This is a genomic window from Streptomyces sp. NPDC028314 (assembly GCF_055565795.1).
This window is the reverse complement of sequence record NZ_JBVHTP010000008.1, coordinates 181833-200029: the sequence shown is the minus strand read 5'-3', so window position 1 is coordinate 200029 and position 18197 is coordinate 181833. Positions and strand designations below refer to the sequence as shown.

General features: G+C 71.4%; 19 protein-coding genes. 17 read left to right on the top strand and 2 right to left on the bottom strand.

Features of this window, described 5'->3' with window-relative positions:
* Positions 1-220: 220 nt before the first annotated feature.
* Positions 221-1480, bottom strand: a complete 1260-nt coding sequence (locus ACZ4TG_RS19990; RefSeq protein WP_468164493.1) for an MFS transporter — start codon at positions 1478-1480, stop codon at positions 221-223.
* Between the two features lie 623 nt (positions 1481-2103).
* On the opposite strand from ACZ4TG_RS19990, the gene asnB reads away from it, so the two are divergent.
* The 16 genes from asnB to ACZ4TG_RS19910 all read left to right on the top strand — a co-directional run bounded on the left by asnB (position 2104) and on the right by ACZ4TG_RS19910 (position 16465).
* Positions 2104-4338, top strand: coding sequence for an asparagine synthase (glutamine-hydrolyzing) (gene asnB / locus ACZ4TG_RS19985; protein WP_468164491.1), 2235 nt, complete (start codon positions 2104-2106; stop codon positions 4336-4338).
* On the top strand, positions 4338-5159 hold the full coding sequence (locus ACZ4TG_RS19980) for a hypothetical protein (protein ID WP_468164488.1): 822 nt from the start codon (positions 4338-4340) through the stop codon (positions 5157-5159). The genes asnB and ACZ4TG_RS19980 overlap by 1 nt, the downstream gene beginning before the upstream one ends.
* The gene (locus ACZ4TG_RS19975; RefSeq protein WP_468164486.1) at positions 5156-5938 is read left to right on the top strand and encodes a hypothetical protein; all 783 of its coding nucleotides are present in this window, start codon (positions 5156-5158) and stop codon (positions 5936-5938) included. The genes ACZ4TG_RS19980 and ACZ4TG_RS19975 overlap by 4 nt, the downstream gene beginning before the upstream one ends.
* Positions 5938-6216, top strand: coding sequence for a PqqD family protein (locus ACZ4TG_RS19970; protein WP_468164484.1), 279 nt, complete (start codon positions 5938-5940; stop codon positions 6214-6216). Before ACZ4TG_RS19975 ends, ACZ4TG_RS19970 begins: the two co-directional genes overlap by 1 nt.
* A 3-nt stretch (positions 6217-6219) precedes the next feature.
* Complete coding sequence (locus ACZ4TG_RS19965; RefSeq protein ID WP_468164482.1) at positions 6220-7266, top strand: diiron oxygenase; 1047 nt, start codon at positions 6220-6222, stop codon at positions 7264-7266.
* A 19-nt stretch (positions 7267-7285) separates the two neighbouring features.
* Complete coding sequence (locus ACZ4TG_RS19960) at positions 7286-8422, top strand: amidohydrolase family protein (RefSeq protein WP_468164480.1); 1137 nt, start codon at positions 7286-7288, stop codon at positions 8420-8422.
* A 68-nt stretch (positions 8423-8490) separates the two neighbouring features.
* Positions 8491-9168: a hypothetical protein gene (locus tag ACZ4TG_RS19955; RefSeq protein ID WP_468164478.1), complete on the top strand. Its 678-nt coding sequence runs from the start codon at positions 8491-8493 to the stop codon at positions 9166-9168.
* On the top strand, positions 9168-9914 hold the full coding sequence (locus ACZ4TG_RS19950) for a hypothetical protein (protein WP_468164476.1): 747 nt from the start codon (positions 9168-9170) through the stop codon (positions 9912-9914). Before ACZ4TG_RS19955 ends, ACZ4TG_RS19950 begins: the two co-directional genes overlap by 1 nt.
* Complete coding sequence (locus tag ACZ4TG_RS19945; RefSeq protein WP_468164474.1) at positions 9911-10642, top strand: alpha/beta hydrolase fold domain-containing protein; 732 nt, start codon at positions 9911-9913, stop codon at positions 10640-10642. The genes ACZ4TG_RS19950 and ACZ4TG_RS19945 overlap by 4 nt, the downstream gene beginning before the upstream one ends.
* Positions 10639-11457, top strand: a complete 819-nt coding sequence (locus ACZ4TG_RS19940) for a formyltransferase family protein (protein WP_468164472.1) — start codon at positions 10639-10641, stop codon at positions 11455-11457. The genes ACZ4TG_RS19945 and ACZ4TG_RS19940 overlap by 4 nt, the downstream gene beginning before the upstream one ends.
* Entirely contained in the window at positions 11454-12461 is a 1008-nt protein-coding gene (locus ACZ4TG_RS19935) for a nucleoside-diphosphate kinase (RefSeq protein ID WP_468164470.1), read from the top strand. Before ACZ4TG_RS19940 ends, ACZ4TG_RS19935 begins: the two co-directional genes overlap by 4 nt.
* Positions 12458-13789 (top strand): aminotransferase class III-fold pyridoxal phosphate-dependent enzyme, encoded by a 1332-nt coding sequence (locus ACZ4TG_RS19930; protein WP_468164847.1) that lies wholly within the window; start codon positions 12458-12460, stop codon positions 13787-13789. The genes ACZ4TG_RS19935 and ACZ4TG_RS19930 overlap by 4 nt, the downstream gene beginning before the upstream one ends.
* Positions 13782-13985 (top strand): (2Fe-2S)-binding protein, encoded by a 204-nt coding sequence (locus ACZ4TG_RS19925; RefSeq protein WP_468164468.1) that lies wholly within the window; start codon positions 13782-13784, stop codon positions 13983-13985. The genes ACZ4TG_RS19930 and ACZ4TG_RS19925 overlap by 8 nt, the downstream gene beginning before the upstream one ends.
* Complete coding sequence (locus ACZ4TG_RS19920) at positions 13982-14638, top strand: HAD family hydrolase (protein WP_468164466.1); 657 nt, start codon at positions 13982-13984, stop codon at positions 14636-14638. Before ACZ4TG_RS19925 ends, ACZ4TG_RS19920 begins: the two co-directional genes overlap by 4 nt.
* 17 nt (positions 14639-14655) lie before the next feature.
* The gene (locus ACZ4TG_RS19915) at positions 14656-15774 is read left to right on the top strand and encodes an insulinase family protein (RefSeq protein WP_468164464.1); all 1119 of its coding nucleotides are present in this window, start codon (positions 14656-14658) and stop codon (positions 15772-15774) included.
* 37 nt (positions 15775-15811) lie between these two features.
* Positions 15812-16465 (top strand): hypothetical protein, encoded by a 654-nt coding sequence (locus tag ACZ4TG_RS19910; RefSeq protein ID WP_468164462.1) that lies wholly within the window; start codon positions 15812-15814, stop codon positions 16463-16465.
* Positions 16466-16513: 48 nt separating this feature from the next.
* Here ACZ4TG_RS19910 and manA read toward each other — a convergent pair whose 3' ends face one another.
* Complete coding sequence (gene manA, locus ACZ4TG_RS19905; RefSeq protein ID WP_468164460.1) at positions 16514-17698, bottom strand: mannose-6-phosphate isomerase, class I; 1185 nt, start codon at positions 17696-17698, stop codon at positions 16514-16516.
* Positions 17699-17848: 150 nt separating this feature from the next.
* Here manA and ACZ4TG_RS19900 point away from each other — a divergent pair, with 150 nt between their 5' ends.
* Positions 17849-18154 (top strand): hypothetical protein, encoded by a 306-nt coding sequence (locus ACZ4TG_RS19900; RefSeq protein WP_468164457.1) that lies wholly within the window; start codon positions 17849-17851, stop codon positions 18152-18154.
* Positions 18155-18197 lie beyond the last annotated feature (43 nt).

The following is an 18197-nucleotide window of genomic DNA, read 5'->3' as shown; positions in this document are numbered from 1 at the left end:
TCTCGGAAACGTCACGAGATCCCGTCCGGTCGAAAGACCGGGCGGGATCTCGGCGTTTGAGCAGGGATCGCAGGCATGGAGGCGGGCTCCTGCGAACTCGCGGCGTGGGCAGCGGGTATTGCGGCCGGAGCGGTTCCCGGAACGGGCCGGAGGCCGGCGCTGGGCGGCGCCGGCCTCCGGGGGCCGTGCTGGGGTCGGTGGGGGTGGGGAGCCGGCCGGTCTACTGGCCTTCCGCGATGAGGTCCCGGATCCGGCGGATCGGGCTGAGCAGCAGGACCACCGGCGCGATGGCGATGACCAGGCAGGTCAGCCACAGTGCGCCGCGCGGGCCGACGGTGGTGGCCGCGATGCCCGCGGCCAGGGCGCCGAAGGGGATGGCGCCCCAGGAGATGAAGCGCACCGTCGCCATGACGCGGGGCAGGAGGTCCGGCGGGGTCACGGTCTGACGGTGTGTCCGGGTGAGGACGCTGACCACGACCACGCCGGTGGTGAAGCCCGCGCTGCCCAGGGCGAACAGGACGAGGGACCACCCGCTGCCGGCCAGGGGCATCAGGACGGTCGCGGCCGCGGCGGTGAAGCTGGCGAAGATCACGGCCCGGGCGCTCCCCAGGCGCTTGCTGACGAGCGGGGTCCAGGCCGCGCCGATCAGGCTGCCCACGCCCCCGGAGGCCATCAGGACGCCGACGAGGGCCGCGGGTGCGTCCAGGGTCCGGACCAGGAAGACCGGGGTGAGCGCCATCTGGGCGCCCGCGACGAAGTTGATCAGGGTGGCCACCGCCACGCACGGCGCCATGACACGGTGCCGTACGACGTAGCGGACCCCGTCCTTGATCAGCGTCACGAACGGGACGCCGGCCTGCGCGGGCGGCGTCGGGGCGGGCCGGGGCAGGGTCCAGAGCAGCACCGCGGAGACCACGTAGCTGACGGCGTCGACGATCAGGCTGGTGGCCGCTCCGAACAGCTGGACGAGGAAGCCGCCGAGTGACGGGCCGCCGAGGTCGGTCGCCGCGCCGGAAGCCGAGGTGAGGCTGTTGCGCGAGGTGAGCTCCTCCTTGCTGACGATCGAGGGCAGGAAGGAGGAGTTGCCGACGTCGAAGACGACGTTGGCCAGCCCGATCACCAGGGCCACCACGACCAGTTGGGCCATGGAGAGGACGCCGAGAGCGGCCGTCACCGGTATCGACAGGATGGCGGCGGCGCGCACGAGGTCCATCGCCACCTGCGTGCCGCGCAGTGGCAGCCGCTGGACGATGACCCCGGCCGGCAGGCCGATGAAGAGCCAGGCCGCATAGCTTGCAGCCGCAATGAGACTGACCTCGAAGTTCGAGGCGTCCAGTGTCTCCACCGCGACGAGCGGCAGTGCCACCGCCGTGACCGCGCTGCCAACGCTGCTGGCGGTGGAAGCCGTCCAGAAACGCCAGAAGATGCCGGCGTTCGATGTCTTGGGCGGCGTTTCCCGCTCCGATGCCAGGTCGGTCATTTCCCCTCCGAGGTCAGTCGTGCAAGGGGATCACTTTAGCGACGTTCGCATCGTTCACAATGCGTCGCTTACAACTCAGCATTCCACAATAAACGTCCACTATCTGGACATTTGCTTATTGCTGGAATGTTGAATTCCGAATAAGTGAACCGTCAGAACGGGGCGTCTGATGGCGGGAAAGATGCGTCAACCGGGGGGATAAATCAGACCTTAAGGGGGCAAGTCGGTCACGTTGTTCTAGGATTCCTCAAGGGTCTTGACTGGCGGGTAACTCGAATGATCAACTGGCGTCAATAAGCGGGGCTGTAACGGGGAAGTGGCGCCAGTGAAGGCGCGACGGGGGAATCTACCGGGGCTTGCGCTGCCGTTTCGGCGCGCCGTTCCATGCTTTCGTCCAAAGACCTTGCTGTGCTCTGCGCAGTGGTCTCTTCATTGGTTTGCCTATGCCAAAAATTGGCTCTTCGCGGGATGCTCGGCGCGTCTCAGAAGGAGGTGGAACCCATGCGTAAGTACACCAAGCCGGTGGCCAAGAAGGTCGTCTTCGGCACCGTTCTCACGAACGTCTGCTGATATCTGGATGTGCCGCACCCGTACGGGTGCGGCACATCCGCAGCATCGTTTCAATGGTCGAAAATGTTAGTGCAGGTGGGGGACCTATGTGCGGTTTGGCCGGAGTTGCCACGTTCGGCGGCGGCTCGCTCGGCGGCGAGGCGGATGATCTTCTGCGGCGCATGACCGGGGTGGTCGCGCACCGTGGGCCCGACGGTGAGGCCTTTCACCGGTCCGGACCCGTTGGCCTGGGCTTCGTGCGGCTTTCCCTGGTGGACCCGGTCGGGGGCGGTCAGCCGCTCAGCACCGACGACGGGTCTCTCGTCCTGATCGCCAACGGCGAGATCTACAACCACCGGGAGCTCGCCGCGGGACTGCCGCAGGGCACTCGGCTCAGGACCGGATCCGACTGCGAGGTCCTGCTGCACCTGTACCGGCGCGACGGCCTGGCCTTCCTGGACAAGGTCCGCGGCATGTTCTCCCTGGTCCTGTGGGACCGGGACCGGGGCCGCCTGGTGTTCGCCCGGGACCGGTTCGGCATCAAGCCGCTCTTCTACCACCGCAACGGCGAGCGCATCGTCTTCTCCTCGGAGATCAAGGCGCTGTTCGAGGACCCGGCCACTCCGCGCAGGATCGACTGGGCCGGCGCACTCTCCGACCAGCTGATGACCGGCGCCATGGTCTTCGACGACAGCCCGCCCCGGACCTGGTACGAGGAAATCGAACTCGCGCCGGCCGGCTCCATTGTCACCTTTGACCTGGGCAGCGGCGAGACGCGCACCCATAAATACTGGGACTTCCCCGAGTTCGACGGATCTTCCACCGGCTCCGAAACCGAGCTGATCCGCTCCTACGGTGACACGCTCGCCGCTTCGGTGGCGGAATGCGGAATGGCCGACGTCGAAATCGGCCTTTTCCTGAGCGGTGGCATCGACTCGGCCGCCGTCGGCGCCCTTTCGGATGTGAAGCCGCGTACGTTCACCGCTCTCAATGGAAGTACCCTTGCGAATGCCGATGCCGAATACGGTCATCGCATTGCGGGTTGGCTCGGTCTCGCCAATGAGCAGATCCTTTTCGACACTTCGGCCGTACCCGGCGTCGAGGAGTGGAAGCAGTTCCTGTGGCTGCTGGAAACACCTCTCGCGGGCCCGGAGGCGTTCTACAAGTACGAGATGTACCGCTACGTCGGACAGCACGCGCCCGAGATCAAGGCCATGCTGCTCGGCGGCGGAGCCGACGAGTTCAACGGCGGCTACTCGATGTCCTTCGCGGGCGGCGGGGAATGGCCCGACTTCGTTGCGAACGTGAACCGCATGGGGATCCGCAGCGACCAGCAGCGCAAGCCGGACCTGGGCGCCTGGTGGGACCAGTCCGACCTGCCGCTGGTCCGGGCGGCGGCCCTGCGCGACGCCGCAGCCGGGAGCAGGCGCGACCCGTACGAGATGCTGTACCGCTGGAAGTACCGCGACGTGCAGCAGTACAACTGCTGGCACGAGGACCGCACGGCCGCCGGGAACGGCATCGAGGCCCGGGTCCCGTTCCTCGACCACCGCCTGGTCGAACTCGTCGCCGCCGTCCCCGAGAAGCTGCGCCCCAGCCTCATCTGGGACAAGCAGATCCTCCGCCGGGCCATGGCCGGTGTGCTTCCCGAGGAGGCGATCGCCCGCCCGAAGGTGCCCTTCTTCTACGGAGAGGGCGTCCAGCACACCTACCGGACGTTCACCCGCATGCTCGCGCAGCACGGTGACCGGCTGCTCGACGAGGCGCTCAGCGGCCCCGGGGCACGGGAGTACCTCGACGCCGACAACATCCGGGCCACGCTGCGCCGACTGGAGCAGGACCCGACCGCCGGGCACGTGGAGTTCCTGCTCCGCGTCGTCAACCTCGGCCTGATGGAACAGCTCACCGCCGACATCCCGGCCACCCCGCTCGCGCAGGCCGCCAAGGCCCCCGTCCCGCCCTCCGTGGTGGTGACCGACTGGGACGCCCAGGAGGAGGCGATCGAGGCCACCGTGCTGCGCCGCCCGCCGGTGGACTTCGAGGAGGTGGCCGCGCTCGACGAGAGCGTGCTGCTGCTGCACTCCCCGGACGACGCCACGAGCTGGTACGTGGTGGTCAACGGCGCGGTGGAGTTCGTGATCGACGAGACGGACACCCCCGAGTGGCTGGGCCTGCTGCGCGCACTGGACGGCGTACGGAGCCTGGACAAGGTGCTGGAGTCCCTCGGCCACACCCGGGAGAGCGTCGAGCCGCTGATCGCCGACGCCCTCGAACTGGGCATCCTCACCCGCCCGTCGGCGGTGCTGTGATGGCCGACGTCATCGAGACCGGCACCGAGGGCGCCACGTCCACGGACCAGGGGAAGAAGGCCGTGAAGCGGCCCTACGCGTCCGCCTTCGACCGGGCGAACTACGTGTTCGACGTCCGGCGTCTGACCGCCATCTGCTGTGTCGTCGCCTTCGCCATCGGCCTGTGGAGCATGGATTCCACGACCACCCGGGTGCTGGCCGGCCTGCTGGTGCTGGAAATCGCCCTGATGATCCTGCCGTGGCGGGTCCCCCGGACGATGCGCAGCGGGCTCAGCTTCTGGACCGAGACGCTGGTGGGCCTGATCGCTCCGCTCGGCGCGCTGGTCCTGACCGCCGTCACGCGCCCGGAGTGGCTGTCCAAGGGCGCCGACTGGTGGTGGTTCGTCCTGGCGGTCGCCACGACCGCGGGACTGATCGCCCTCAGCAACATGCGGATGAAGTCGCTGCTCTCGGGCGAGCTCGCGTTCGTCTTCGGGCCGACCCCGAGGGCGCACGGCGCGGCCCGGGCCTTCGCCAGCGCGGTCTGCCCCGTCGGCGAGGAGGCGGTGTTCCGCGCCCCCGTCCTGCTGATCGGTGCCACGACCCCGCTGGGTCTGCTCGGCGCCATCGCGTTCGTCGCACGACACCACATCCAGCCGGGCACCAACCGGCGCGGTACGACCCGTTCGACGGCCGTGGAGATCAGCGCGGCCGCCGCGCTGCTGCTGCTGACCGTGGCATCGGGGTCCATCTATCCCGCGCTGCTGGCGCACGTGCTCAACAACATTCCGACGATCGTGCTGGAACTGCAGCGCGATGACGATGACAGAGGCTGGTCATGAAGCTCGACCTCAGTGGTTGCGTCGACGAACTGCGGCGCCGGGGCCTCGTGCCCGACGACACCCTGGCACTGTTCAGCGTCGGCTCGGTGGCCCGCGGCTGGGCGAACCCCAGCAGCGACTTCGATTTCTACCTGGTCTCCCGCACGGTGCCGGCGATCGAGGGCGCCCGGACCGTGCCGGTCCCGCTCGCCCACGAGACGATCAGCACCTTCGACTTCCCGGCCGAGGACCGCCGCTGGGAGGTCGCGTACTGGCTGGACTCGCAGGTCGACCAGATGCTCGCCAAGGTGTCCTGGGCCGAGTTCGACGACGGCGTCTCCTCCCTCAAGGTCATGGTCGACACCGAGGAGCTGTTCCTGGAGCGGATCGCCACGGGCCTTCCGCTGCTCGGCGAGGACTGGGTGAAGGAGCGCCGGGCGGAGCTCGACGGCACGGCGTACAAGGCCTTCGTCACCACCAGGTCGCTGGCGGAAGCGGACGGCAACGTCGAGGACGCCCTCGGCATGCTGGAGGTCGGCGACATCGAGAGCGCTGTGATGGCGGCCCGCAAGGCGCTGGGCCACGCCACCGACGCGGTGCTGGAGGGGTCCGGCAACTACGGCTCGCGCACGCCGAAATGGCGGGCCCGCCGGGTCAAGGAAGCGCACCTCGACGCGCTGCCCTTCGAGAAGTTCTGGGCCCTGGAGACCATGGCCGACTACGACGCGGGCGACCCGGGCGACTGGGTCCGCCGGGTCGTGACGCTCTGCAAGGACCTTTCGATCGAGGTGGAGATCTGATGTCGACCCCCCAGCCCCTGGGCCCCGACTCCGTACCGCGCCGCAAGCTCGAGGCGCGCGTGCGCAAGTTCCGGGGGAAGCTGTTCGTCGCGAACGCCTCGCTGGCCTTCGAGCTCGACGAGGTGGCCGAGTTCATCTTCAAGCAGGTCAACGGCACGGCCACCGTGCGGCAGATCGGCGAGAAGCTGGCCGGTGAGTACGACATCTCCGCGGACGAGGCGGTCGCCGACAGCCTGGAGCTCCTGACCCAGCTCGCCGCCAACGGCATGGTCGAGTAGTCGATGTGCGGCATAGTCGGCATGTTCGTCGGCTGCACGGCGCTGTCCTACTGTCCCAAGCAGCTCCTCGTGCGCGCGGACCCCGAGCCGGACGAGGCGCGGCCCGAGGCCCCGGAGAGCACCGAGGCCGAGTACCGCAGCCCGTTCGGCAACTGGTACGAGCGGGCCGGAGTGCGGCAGGCGCCGCGGCGGATGCTGGAGGACGACGAGCAGGAGCGCTACTACTTCTCGCCCGACCTCGTCCCCATCGCCCAGCACCCGCTGGTCAAGGGGCTCCCGGTCGGCTGTTTCGAGGAAGTGCTCGTCCAGCACCTCTACCGCTACCTCGACTTCACCGCGCGCCTGGAATACGTGGTGGTCAACCGGACGGTCCTCGGCATCGCGCAGGGTTCCGTCGGGGTGGAGCTCCCGGAGGAGATGCGGTTCGACGCCTACAAGATCTACTGCGACGAGGCGTACCACACCCTCTTCTCGGTCGACCTGTCCCGGCAGGTGCAGCAGCGGACGCGGATCGCGCCGCGGCTGCCCGAGGAGCCGTACTTCCTGGTGAGGCTGCGTGAAATCCTGGAGGAACTCCCCTCCCAGGACCGGGCGCTGGCGGAAATGCTCTTCGTCATCGTCTCGGAGACCCTGATCTCCGCGAGCCTCGCCGAGGTCCCCGAGCGGTCCGACGTCGTCGCCGCCGTCCGCAGCACCGTCCGCGACCACGCTTCGGACGAAGGACGGCACCACGCCTACTTCGCCGCCTTCCTGCGCCACCTGTGGGGACAGCTGTCCCCACAGGAGCGGCGCAGGTCGGGCCTGCTGGTCCCGCGGCTGATCGAGACCTTCCTGCGGCCCGACCTGCCGGCCGTCCGGCAGGAACTCGCCGGGTACGGACTGAGCCGCGACGACGCGGAGCGCGTCATCGCGGAGACCTACACACGGGAGGCGGTAGGAGAGCACCTGGCAGCCACGTCGCGGCAGACCGTCAGGTACTTCGAAGCACTCGGTGCATTCGACGATCCGGAGGCGGCGGAAGAGATCCGGCGCCTCGGGATCGTCGCGTAACAGAGAGAGAAGGCCTGCAATGGGCAACGTAATTGTGGAAGACCGGCACGAGGGCCTGGGGCTCCCGGTCGAGGTGCACTGCCATGGCTTCGGCGAGGTGGACTTCTCGGAGTTCGGGGCGCTGGACCTGCTCCTGCTCGACAGGAAGTGCGCCGAGGAGAACGTCGCCTGCATTCCCACGCTCTACCTCCGCCAGTCGAAGCTGGCCGATTTCGAGCAGTTCATGCGGCGCTACCACGCCCTGCGGACGGCCGGGCGGATCCCCCACATCGTGGGCATCGCGCTGGAAGGCCCGCTGCTGGCCAGCCACGGCGGTACGCCCGCCGCGACCGTGTGGGCGCCGACGCGCCAGGAGTGGGAGCGCCTGGCGCACCTCGGGGAACTCGGCCTGGTCTACACGGTGGTGAGCCCGGACGCCTTCACCACCGCCTCGGGACTGCACGACAACCTGGACGACCGGCACCCGCGCTTCGACTGGATCGTGCCGCTGCTCATGGCGCACGGGATCCGGCCCGCGCTGGGCCACTTCACCCGTGACGAGCCCAAGGGCGCGGCCGAGCTGGTGCACGACATCGTGGACCTGGCCTGGGAGAGCGAGTGGAACGGCTCGGGCACCCGGGTCATCACCGACCACCTCTTCAACGACATGCCGCTGAACATCCGGCACGCCTTCCGGACCTCCGCCGCGCGCGCCAAGCGGGAGAGCACCCTCGCCGCGTACGACCTCCCGGGCTGGACGCTGGCCGACATGGACCGGATCGCCGGGCCGGTCCCCGCCGCGATCATGCAGGAGGCGGCGGCCGGGCGGATCGCGGCCTGCATCAACTTCGACGGCGAACACGTGGACCTCGAGATCGCGAGCAGGGCCGTCGAACTCATGGGGTACGGCAACTCCATGATGATGACCGACCGCTGCGACTCGGCGCGGATCGGCGGGCAGGCCCTGCACCAGACCGAGGACAACGGCCTCTGGTACCAGGACGGCGGGATCGTCGCCGCGGGCTCGCAGCCCCTGGCGCGGCAGATGCGCAACGCGCGCGGCATGGGCGTCACGGACGCGCCGCTGTGGCAGCTGGTGGCCGGGACGGCCCACCGCGCCTTCGGCACCGGAGCCCCGACCGAACTGACCGCGGGAGTGGGCTCCGCCGCCGGCTGATCCGGCCGGGGCCGGACGGAGGCCCGCCCACCACCCCATCCAGACGTGGAAGCAAGAGGGAGTACTACATGTTGGACGCACTTGACCGCCTCACGGTGGACTGGTCGGACCTCCAGAAGGCGCGTGCCCAGACCCGCGAGATCCTGCTCGCCCTGTCGGAGGACAAGGACGCGCTGCGCGAGCTCCTGGAGCGGTCCCGCGAGGAGGAGGACCTCTTCGACAAGTGTGAGCACCACCGGCTGCTGGACAAGCTGGTCATCTACGACGCCCTGGACCGGGGGTTCCGCATCCGGGTGCACGTCTCCACCGAAGACCACCGGGACCGCCCGCACGACCACCGCTTCTCCTTCACGTCGCTGATCATGCGGGGCGGCTACCGTCACGTGCGCCACCAGCTGGTCGGCCGCCCCGAGGACATCCCCGACGAGGTCCAGGACGACTTCGACGCCCGCGACAGCGACCTGCGCGTCGAACCGCGGTTCGTCACCAACGAGATGGCGGGCAACTGCTACACGCTGCACCACAGCGAGATCCACACGACCTACACCACGCCCGACACCGTCTCGCTGTTCCTCCGCGGCCCGGCCGAGAAGGAACGGTCGCTGATCACCGAGCGGGAGACCGGCAAGGTCTGGTGGCGCTTCGGCGAGGACAAGGAGAAGGCGGAACGCCGGGGCAGCAAGCGCATCAGCAAGCAGTACTTCGACGAACTGACCCAGCGCCTGCAGGGGATGGAGGTCCTCTGATGGCCGGGACGACGACCGGGACGGCGACCGACGTGACCGACGTGACCGACGTGACCGACGTGACCGACGTGCTCCACAGCGATGTGACCGAGGCCGCCGCCGTCGCCTTCATGGACTCCCTGCCCTCCGTGCGCTGGGACGACCTGGAGGCCGCGGCCGAGGTCACCGAACGCATCGCCCGCCGGATCGGTGACGACCGCGCCCTGCTGCGCACGCTCGTCGACCGGGTGCGCCGGACCCCGGAGCTGCGCGAGAAGTGCGAGTGCCACGCACTCGACGACAAGATCGTGATCTGGGACGCCCCCGAGAAGGGGCTGCGGATCAGGCTGCGACTGGCCAACACCGACCAGTACGAGCGCGTGCACAACCACCGCTTCAGCTTCACCGCGTACATCCTCAGCGGCGCCTACGAGCACACGCTGTACGCGACGGACCAGCCGTTGGACGAGACCGCGGACGTCAGCCGGTTCTGGCCCCACTTCGTGCGCCAGGAGCCCGCCGGGCGCAGCATCACGCTGCACCACGAGCAGCTGCACACCACCATCACCGAGCCCGAGACGATCTCGCTGATGATCCAGAGCCCGGCGCAGAAGCGCCGCGCCTTCATGATCCGCAAGGACGACGGCCAGGTCTGGTGGCGGGAGGGCGCCGCGGACGAGTCCGCGGAGCGCCGCGCCGAAGTACGGATGAGCGACGAGCGCTTCGAGCACTGGATCACACGGCTGGAAGCGATCGGAGTGCTGTGAGCATCGTCGAGAGCGTCCTGCGCTACGGGCCGTCCCCCTGGCACCGCATCGATCTGTACGGCCCGGTGGACACCCCGGTGGAGTCCCGGATCGTGCTGTTCCACGGCGGCTTCTGGCGGCACGACCGCATCGCCCGCGACCTCGAACCGCTGGCGGTCGCGCTGGTACGCCGCCGCCGCGCCGTCGCGGTCGTCGAGTACCGGCCCGTGTGGGACGGCGGCAGCTGGCCCGGCGCGGCCGAGGACGCCGCGCTCGCGCTCGGGGCGCTCTCGGCACACGACCACGCCTGGGACGACGCGGTGCTCGCCGGCCACTCGGCCGGCGCGCACCTGGCGATGGCGGCGGTGACCGGCCGGGGAGCGGGGCGCAGGCTCGTGCTCCTCGCCCCCGTGGTGGACCTGGAGCACGCCGGATCCCTCGGCGTCGGCGACGCAGCCGTGGCCCACTTCACGGGCGCGCACCTCGCGGCGGGCGGCACCCTGGCCGAGGCCACGCCCCGCCCGGACCGCGCGGACGTGGCCGGGCTGACCGTCGTACGGGCGGGCAGCGACCAGGCCGTGCCCGACGCGCTGACGGACCTCCAGCTCGACGGCTGGCGGGGCGACGGCCTCGCACCCGAGGAGCGCGTCGTCCCGGAGGCCCGCCACATGCACCTGGTCAACCCCGAACGGCCGGGCTGCTCGGTCACGCTGGAGCTGCTCACCGCGTCCGCGGGAGTGCGGACGTGAACTCCGCACCGCACGCGGTCACCCCGCTCGGACCGCTGCGGCCGTCCGGGCCGCTGCGGATCGGCGTCCTCGTCTCCGCGACCGGCGCGAACCTGGGCACCCTGCTCGGCATGCGGGACCGGGAGCCGGACTCCTTCGAGGTGTGCCTGGTCGCCTCCCACGGCAGCACGGCCAAGGCCCTGGACGTGGCCCGGGACGCGGGGGTGGAGACCTGGACCGGTGACTTCGACGCGCACTGCGGGCTCGTCTCCAAGGCCACCGGGCCGGACGCCCTCCTGCGGTACCGCCGGCGCGCCCGGGCCTGGCACGACGCCCTCGACGCACGGATCGCCGCCTGGGAGGCGGAGCACGGCGCGCTGGACCTGATCGTGCTCGCGTACCACCGCTGGATCGAGGGAGACCTCCTCGACCGCTTCCGCGGGCGCATGATCAACCAGCATCCGGCGGACCTCTCGGTGCTCGACGCCGACGGCCGGCGGCTGCTGATCGGCAAGGACCCGGTACGGCTCGCCATGGAAGCCGGCCACACCGCCACCCGCACCTCCTGCTTCGTGGTGGACGGCACCCGCGACGGAGGGGCGGTGCTCTGCATGGGCCCGGCCGTGGACGTCGAGGCGCGCCGGGCCACGCCCGAGGACGCCTGGGAGCAGGAGCTGAGGCAGAAGACCCTCAGCGACCGGCCCTGCCTGGAATGGACCGTACGCGCCTTCGCGGCCGGCCGGCTGGCCCTCGGCGCGGGCACGCACGCGGACGGCAGCCGGACCGTCCTGGTGGACGGCCGGCCCACGGCCCTCGGTGGAAGGAGGCTCGGATGAGGACGGCACCGGTGACACCCGGATCCGCGATGGCCGCAACGGCGCTGGACACCCTGACGGCGGATCCCGCCAAGCGCGAGGTCTACCGCTACGACACCTACGCGCGGGAGGGCCTGCGCAGCTTCGCCGACGTGGCCGAGCTGCGCCGGAGCCACGACTTCACCTTCGTCGTGCTGAAACCGGACGCCATCGCGGGCCGGCGCTGCGAGCTGATCCTCGACATCCTGCGCGACGAGGGTTGGCTGCCGGCGGCCGCCACCACGATCCGGTTCTCCCCCCTGCTCACCCGTGAGCTGTGGCGCTACCAGTTCAACGCGGCCTCCGCGCAGCGCATCGACGTGGTCGACCACCTGCTCGGCTCCGGCCCCGCCCTGCTGGTGCTGCTGCACGACACCCGCAGGCCCGCCTGGATGCCGGCCAGCGTACGGCTGACCGCGGCCAAGGGATCCGCCGACCCGGAAGCGGCCCGCCACGCGGACCTGCGGACCAGGATCGGCCGGGTCAACGGCCTGCTCAACTTCATCCACACCGCGGACGACCCGGCGGACGTCGTCCGCGAACTCCAGCTCTTCTCGTACCAGGCGGGCTGGGACTGGTGCCGCGAGGCGCTCTCCGGCAGCGGCCCGCGAGCCGCCGACCGGCCGCGGTCGGCCGACCCCGCCCGCGCGCTGCTGGACGTCGTGCACGCGGCTGTTCCCGCGCACGACCTGGACGTCGACGCGGCCCTGGGCCGGCTGTCGCAAGGCACCGGGGCATGGGCCGGACTGGCCCGGCGGGCGGGTGCCCCGGCGCACATCGGCGCATGGCTCGCCGAGCTGCGGCGCGGAACGGCGCTGCCGGACGGGGCGGCCCGGTGGGACGTCCTCACCGTGGCCACCCAGTGGATCGATTGCAACGAACACGGTGTCGCCCCGATCCTGCCCACCTCCTCGGCGGCGGCATGGCGGGCGGACACCGACGAACGGCTCCGCACGGAGCAGGAGGTCGAAAGTTGTCGAGTGTGACGGGTGGCCCCGCGGTGCCGCCGTTCGCGGGCGCGGGGAACCTGATCTACCGGTCGGCCGTGGTCCCGAGGTTCGTACGCGGCTCCGGCTGCTTCCTGGAGGCCGACGACGGCCGCCGCTATCTGGACGCCGAGGCGGCGAACGGGACGGTGGCCTGGGGCTACGACGCGTCCATCCTGAAGGAGGCGGCCCGCCGCTGCCTCGACCTGCCGGCGCTGCCGTCGTTCTGCGAGTCCCCCCTGCGGCTGGCCGTGCTGGAGCGCCTGGAGCGGCTCTTCTCGGAGGTGCTCGGGACACCCGGGCGCGTCGAGCTGGACCTCGGCGGAGCCCAGGGCATGGAGACCGCCCTGCGGATCGCCTTCAGCGCCAACGGGCCCGGCACGGTCGTCGTGTTCGAAGGCGCCTTCCACGGCCGGTCCGGTGTGACCAGCATGCTCAGCTCCAGCCCGCGCTACCGCGAACTGCTGGCCGCCTGGGGACTGGAGGTCGTACGGCTGCCCAGTCCCGACTCCCGGACCTGCCCGCACGTGGACCCGTCCTCGGGCCGCTGCGGGCCCGGCTGCATCAGTGCGGTGACCCGCTGGGGCTCCGAACTGTCCGGGGTCGGCGGCGCCGGCTTCGGGCGCAAGGTGTCGGCGTTCATCTTCGAGTCCGTCCAGAACGTGGGCGGCATGGTGGTACCCGACCCGGAGCTGCTCCGGGCAGCCGTCGCCCACGCGCGCAGCCAGGGGGCCGTGGTCATCGCCGACGAGATCTTCACCGGTATGCACCGGGTGGGTCCGCGCTGGGGCTTCCAGCTGTCGGGCGTCGAGCCCGACGTGGTCGTGACGAGCAAGGGGCTGAGCAACGGCGGCGCGGCGCTGAGCGCGGTCTGGGCGCGGGAGCCGCTGGCCGACCCCGCGCACTACCCGCCCGGCAGCCACTCCTCCACGTACGTCGGGATCCCGCACGCACTGGCCGTGGTCGACACCGTGCTGGACCGCTGGGAGGCCTGGAAGGACGTCGAGTCGGACGTCGCCGCGCTGGCCGACGGCATGATCGCCCGGCTGGCCGCCCTCGCCGAGGCCCACCCGGCCCTCATCGACCGGGTGGACGCCACGGGCGGCACCGCGCGCATCGTGCTCCGCGCGGCGCACGCCCCGCGCCTGCGGCAGCTGTGCGCCACTGTGCACCCCGGCCTGGGTCTGCTGGTCGCCTCGACCGGCATGGCGCCCGATGTGATCAACATCCACCCGCCGTTGGTGATCACCCCGGGCGAGCTGGACCAGATGGCCGAGGTCCTGGACCTGGCCTTCCGCGCCCTGGCGGCGGAGCAGTCGCATGCATGACACGGACGACCCGCTGGTCTGCATCTGCATGGAGGTCACCGAAGGGGAGCTCCTCACGGCCGTGGCGCTGGGCCACCGCGACCTGCCGGCGCTGCGCGAGGCCACCGGCGCGAACACCGGATGCGGGGACTGCGCGGTCGACATCGAGGAGCTCCTGGAGTTCGCCGGTCCGGACGGGCGGACGAGCCCCCGATGAGCCCCGTCGAACTGGTCATCTTCGACAACGACGGAGTGCTGGTCGACTCCGAGCGTCTGGCCAACGGACTCCTGGCGCGGATGCTCACCGAGGAGGGCCTGCCCACCACGCTGGAGGAGAGCATCCGGACGTACATGGGCGGCTCGTTCGCCCGGGTCCGGCGGCTGGCCGAGGAACGGGCGGGCCGCCCGCTGTCCGCGGACTTCCAGGAGCGCTTCCAGCAGCGCCTGCTCGGCTCGCTGAGCACACGGCTGCGGCCGGTGGCGGGGGCCCGCGCACTCCTGGAGTCACTGGCGGCCGGGGGCACGCGGTTCTGTGTCGCCTCCAGCTCCAACCGTGAACGGCTCGCGCTGACGCTGCGGGTGACCGGTCTGTCGCCGCTGCTGGGGAACCGGGTGGTCAGCGCGGACGACGTCGCGGCGGGGAAACCGGCCCCCGACCTGTTCCTGCACGCGGCGGCCAGGATGGGCGCCGATCCCGCGAGGGTCCTCGTGGTGGAGGACAGCCCGCTGGGCGTGGAGGCCGCGAGGGCCGCCGGGATGCGGGTCGTCGGATTCGCCGCGACGACACCGGCCGACCGGCTGGCCGGGGCCGACCACGTCATCGCGTCGCTGGCGCTCCTGCCCGGGTTGATCGACGTACCGGCACCTTGAACGAGAAGGCGTGATCCATGTTTCTGGTGATACCCGCAGAGGACGACCTGACGGTCACCATCGTCCTGCCGACCGGAGTGCGTGACCGCGACGAGGCCGCGGCCGCGGCCCTCGCCCCGCTCGCCCGCGGTGTGCTCACCGCGACGGCGGGCCCGGACGGCACGACCCTGGGGGCCTTCCTGGCCTCCCGCGACGCCGTGGCCGAGGCCGCCATCGGCTACGAGACGCTCACCTTCCGGTGCCGGCTGCCCGCCGGCGCGATCGAGGAATGCCTGCCGGTCTTCCTCGCGGCCGTGGCCCGGCCCGCGCCGACCGCCGGCGGCGAGCAGCCGTACGACGCGCGCTCCGCGGCCCGTTCGAAGCTGAGGGAGCTGCTCTTCGCCGAGCATCCCCTGGCGCGCCCGATGCCCGGCGACCGGGGGGCGCCGGAGCTGTCGAAGGTGCACCAGGACGTGCTGGCGAGCGGGACCCCCGTCGTCGTCGTGGCCGCTCCGGAGGCGCTCGTGCCCGGGGCGCTGGAGACGCTGAAGCACGCTCTGCCGCAGGCCTCGGAGCCGGCCCGCGGGGTGAAGCGCGAGGCACCCCCGACGGAGATCTTCTCGGTCGGCGGCGTCAACCTGCGCGCCGCCGCCGGCGCGGCGCGCGCCCGGGTGGCGGCCGGAGGCATCGCCGCGGCCCGGACGCAGCCGGCCGCGTCCGCCCTCCAGGTGCTCACCGAACTGCTCGGCGGCGCGCAGGCCTCGGTCCTGCGGCGCACCCTGGACACCGATCTCGGCATCCACTGCGTCCTGGAGGCCACGTACGAGGGCTACCAGGACTGCGGGCTGTTCCAGGTCGAGCTGGACCTCGACACCGAGTGGGTCGCCACGGCGGAATCCCTGGTCCGCGAGCTGCTGGAACTCACCGCGGCGGGCCGCCTCGACGAAGCGGCGTTCCTGGCGGCCCGGACCGCCGCGTGCGAGCGGGCCGCCGCAGAGGCCTCCGACGTGCCGCTCGCCTCCTACCGGGCCGCCGTCGAAGCCCTCGACGGCAGCGCGCCCGGCGACCGGGCGCAGCGCTTGGAGCAGGTGACCCCCGAAGAGCTCGCATCGGCAGCCGCCGGGGTGCTGCGCACGTACTCGGTCGCGGTCGTCTGAACGGCCCCTGACCGACGGAAACTTGGAGAGTTGACAGATGGACCGTAATTTGACCCGGCTGCAGCGGCTCGACTGGTCGCGGATCGAGGTGGCCGAGCACGTGGCCGGCCAGGTGACCCACACGATCGGGTCCCCGGGCGCCCTGCGCGAGCTGATCGACAACGCCCTCGACGACACCCAGTTGCTGGGCCTTTCGGAACGCCAGTGGTGGGGCGACCGGATCGTGCTGTTCGACGACCCCGACAGCATGCTCCGCATCCGTCTGCACCGCTTCGACCAGGGCACCCACTTCCCGCACAGCCACCGCTGGCCCTTCCACACCCGGATCCTCAAGGGCCAGTACCTCCACCGCCTGTACGGACCCGAGGCGTACGTGAAGGCCCAGCTCGAAGGCGAGAATCCCAAGCCGTTGGTGCCCAGCACCATCCGGACCGAGGGCGAGGGCTCTTCGTACGCCATCGACCAGCACATGGTGCACTCGGTCACCTCGGCGACGAACACCTTCTCCCTGGTGATCCAGGGGCCGCGGCTGAAGGCCGAGTCCCTGCGCACCGCGCAGAACGGGTCGATCATCTGGAAGGGCGGCCGGGCGACCGAGAACAAGGTCGCCGTCGAGCAGGTCGAGATGCCGAAGGACCGGCTGCTGGAAGTGCGCGAACTCGCCCTGCGTTCGGGCGTGATCGACCGCTGAGGGTACGTCCGGGGTGTCGGGCGGCCGACACCCCGGACCCGCCGGGCCTCAGCCGACGGTCGCGACGAAGAGGGTCGCCTCACCCGTCGCGGTCACCTCGGCGTCCGCGGCCGACAGGAAACACGACTCGCCGCGGCCGAGCTTGAGCTCGGAGCCGCCGGCATCCCGCAGCACCGCGTCGCCCTCGACGCACAGCGCGATCCGCGGCCCGCCGTCCAGGACCCCGACCGGCTCGCCGCCGAGGCTGAACCGGTACAGCCGGAACTCCGGCGCCGTCGAGTCGTACACCGCCACGGCCGGGGAACCCGGCAGCGCCCGGGGCCGCAGCACCGGAACGTCGACCGTCGGGTCGACGACGCGGAGCAGCTCGGGAATGTTCATGTGCTTCGGGGTCAGACCGGCGCGCAGCACGTTGTCCGAGTTGGCCAGCAGCTCAACGCCGACACCCTTGATGTAGGCGTGCAGCCCCCCGGCGGGCATGAAGAGCGCCTCGCCCGGATCCACCGTCAGGTGCCGGAACAGCAGCGACGCGAGCAGCCCGATGTCCCCCGGGTGATCGACGGCCATCCGTACGACCGCGTCGTAGGCGGCCGCGTGCGCACCGCCCGCCCCGGCAAGCCGGGCGCAGGCCGACACGACCGCTTCGAGCAGGGCGGCCCGCTCCGGTCCGGGCCAGGTCAGCACCAGCCGCAACGCCTCCGTCAGGCGCTCCGGTCCGCCACCGCCGCGCAGCGCCCCGCTCACCGGCCGCAGCTGTGCCAGCCCGAGCCCGTCGAGCACGTCAGCGGCCTCGCCGACGTCCCGGAACCCGGCCAGCACCTCGAACGGGGTCAGCGCGCACAGGATCTCCGGCTTCGGCCAGTCGTCCACGTAGGTCCGCGCACCCCCCTGCCCCTGTTCCGCGGCGAACCCGGCCTCGGCCTGCGCCCGGTCGGGATGCACCTGTATCGACAGCGCGGTCTCGGCGGCGAGGATCTTCAGCAGGAACGGCAGCCGCCCCCCGAAGCGCTCCTGGCACTCCGCCCCGAGCTCCAGCCCGGGATCCGCGGCCACGACGGCATCGAGCGTCGTCTCCCGTCCGTCCCGGACGACCCCGGACGGGGCCGACGGATGGGCCCCCATCCACAACTCGGCCTCCGGCCCCGCGGACGGGGCCGGACGCCCTTGGATGCCGGCGATGACGTGCCTGGAGCCCCAGGCGTACGGCTGGATGACAGGTCGAAGAAGATCCATCCGGACAACGTACTGCGAGGGGAACGCCGGTACGAGGGGTGCCCGCCGCGGCTTCGGGCCGGCAGGGCCCCGCGGAGCGCCGCCAGGAGAGGGGCGCGGCCAAGAGGGCGCGGTGCGAGGCTCGTTGAGGACGGGTCGGGGGCGCCGGGGGTGCTGCCCGCGCAGGCCCTGGACCACGGGACGGGGTACCTGGTCGCCGCCGGGGTGCAGCGGGCGCTGGCCGACGGGGGCGGGCGGGCGCTGCGGTACTCCCTGGCCGGGACGGCCTCGTGGCTGGTGCGGGGGGTTCCGGCGGCGGGCCCGCGGGCGGCGGGGTACGCCCCGGAGCCGTGGCTGCGGGTGGCGGACTCGGGCTACGGGAAGTTGCGCCACGCGGCCTCCCCGCTGCCGTTCGGCTCGTGGGGGCGGGGGCCGTCCCGCTGGGGGACCGACCGGCCGGCCTGGCTCGCGGCGTAGGGGCCGCCGCGGGGGCCCTGCCCGGGCTCCCGGCCGCGCTGCG

Bases quoted from the DNA above. Each gene is read 5' to 3' on its own strand.
- ACZ4TG_RS19990 (WP_468164493.1), bottom strand. From the start codon at position 1,480: ATGACCGACCTGGCATCGGAGCGGGAAACGCCGCCCAAGACATCGAAC.
- ACZ4TG_RS19915 (WP_468164464.1), top strand. From the start codon at position 14,656: ATGTTTCTGGTGATACCCGCAGAGGACGACCTGACGGTCACCATCGTC.
- ACZ4TG_RS19935 (WP_468164470.1), top strand. From the start codon at position 11,454: ATGAGGACGGCACCGGTGACACCCGGATCCGCGATGGCCGCAACGGCG.
- ACZ4TG_RS19965 (WP_468164482.1), top strand. From the start codon at position 6,220: ATGTGCGGCATAGTCGGCATGTTCGTCGGCTGCACGGCGCTGTCCTAC.
- ACZ4TG_RS19925 (WP_468164468.1), top strand. From the start codon at position 13,782: ATGCATGACACGGACGACCCGCTGGTCTGCATCTGCATGGAGGTCACC.
- ACZ4TG_RS19970 (WP_468164484.1), top strand. From the start codon at position 5,938: ATGTCGACCCCCCAGCCCCTGGGCCCCGACTCCGTACCGCGCCGCAAG.
- ACZ4TG_RS19920 (WP_468164466.1), top strand. From the start codon at position 13,982: ATGAGCCCCGTCGAACTGGTCATCTTCGACAACGACGGAGTGCTGGTC.
- ACZ4TG_RS19980 (WP_468164488.1), top strand. From the start codon at position 4,338: ATGGCCGACGTCATCGAGACCGGCACCGAGGGCGCCACGTCCACGGAC.
- ACZ4TG_RS19960 (WP_468164480.1), top strand. From the start codon at position 7,286: ATGGGCAACGTAATTGTGGAAGACCGGCACGAGGGCCTGGGGCTCCCG.
- ACZ4TG_RS19950 (WP_468164476.1), top strand. From the start codon at position 9,168: ATGGCCGGGACGACGACCGGGACGGCGACCGACGTGACCGACGTGACC.
- manA (WP_468164460.1), bottom strand. From the start codon at position 17,698: ATGGATCTTCTTCGACCTGTCATCCAGCCGTACGCCTGGGGCTCCAGG.
- asnB (WP_468164491.1), top strand. From the start codon at position 2,104: ATGGTCGAAAATGTTAGTGCAGGTGGGGGACCTATGTGCGGTTTGGCC.
- ACZ4TG_RS19975 (WP_468164486.1), top strand. From the start codon at position 5,156: ATGAAGCTCGACCTCAGTGGTTGCGTCGACGAACTGCGGCGCCGGGGC.
- ACZ4TG_RS19910 (WP_468164462.1), top strand. From the start codon at position 15,812: ATGGACCGTAATTTGACCCGGCTGCAGCGGCTCGACTGGTCGCGGATC.
- ACZ4TG_RS19955 (WP_468164478.1), top strand. From the start codon at position 8,491: ATGTTGGACGCACTTGACCGCCTCACGGTGGACTGGTCGGACCTCCAG.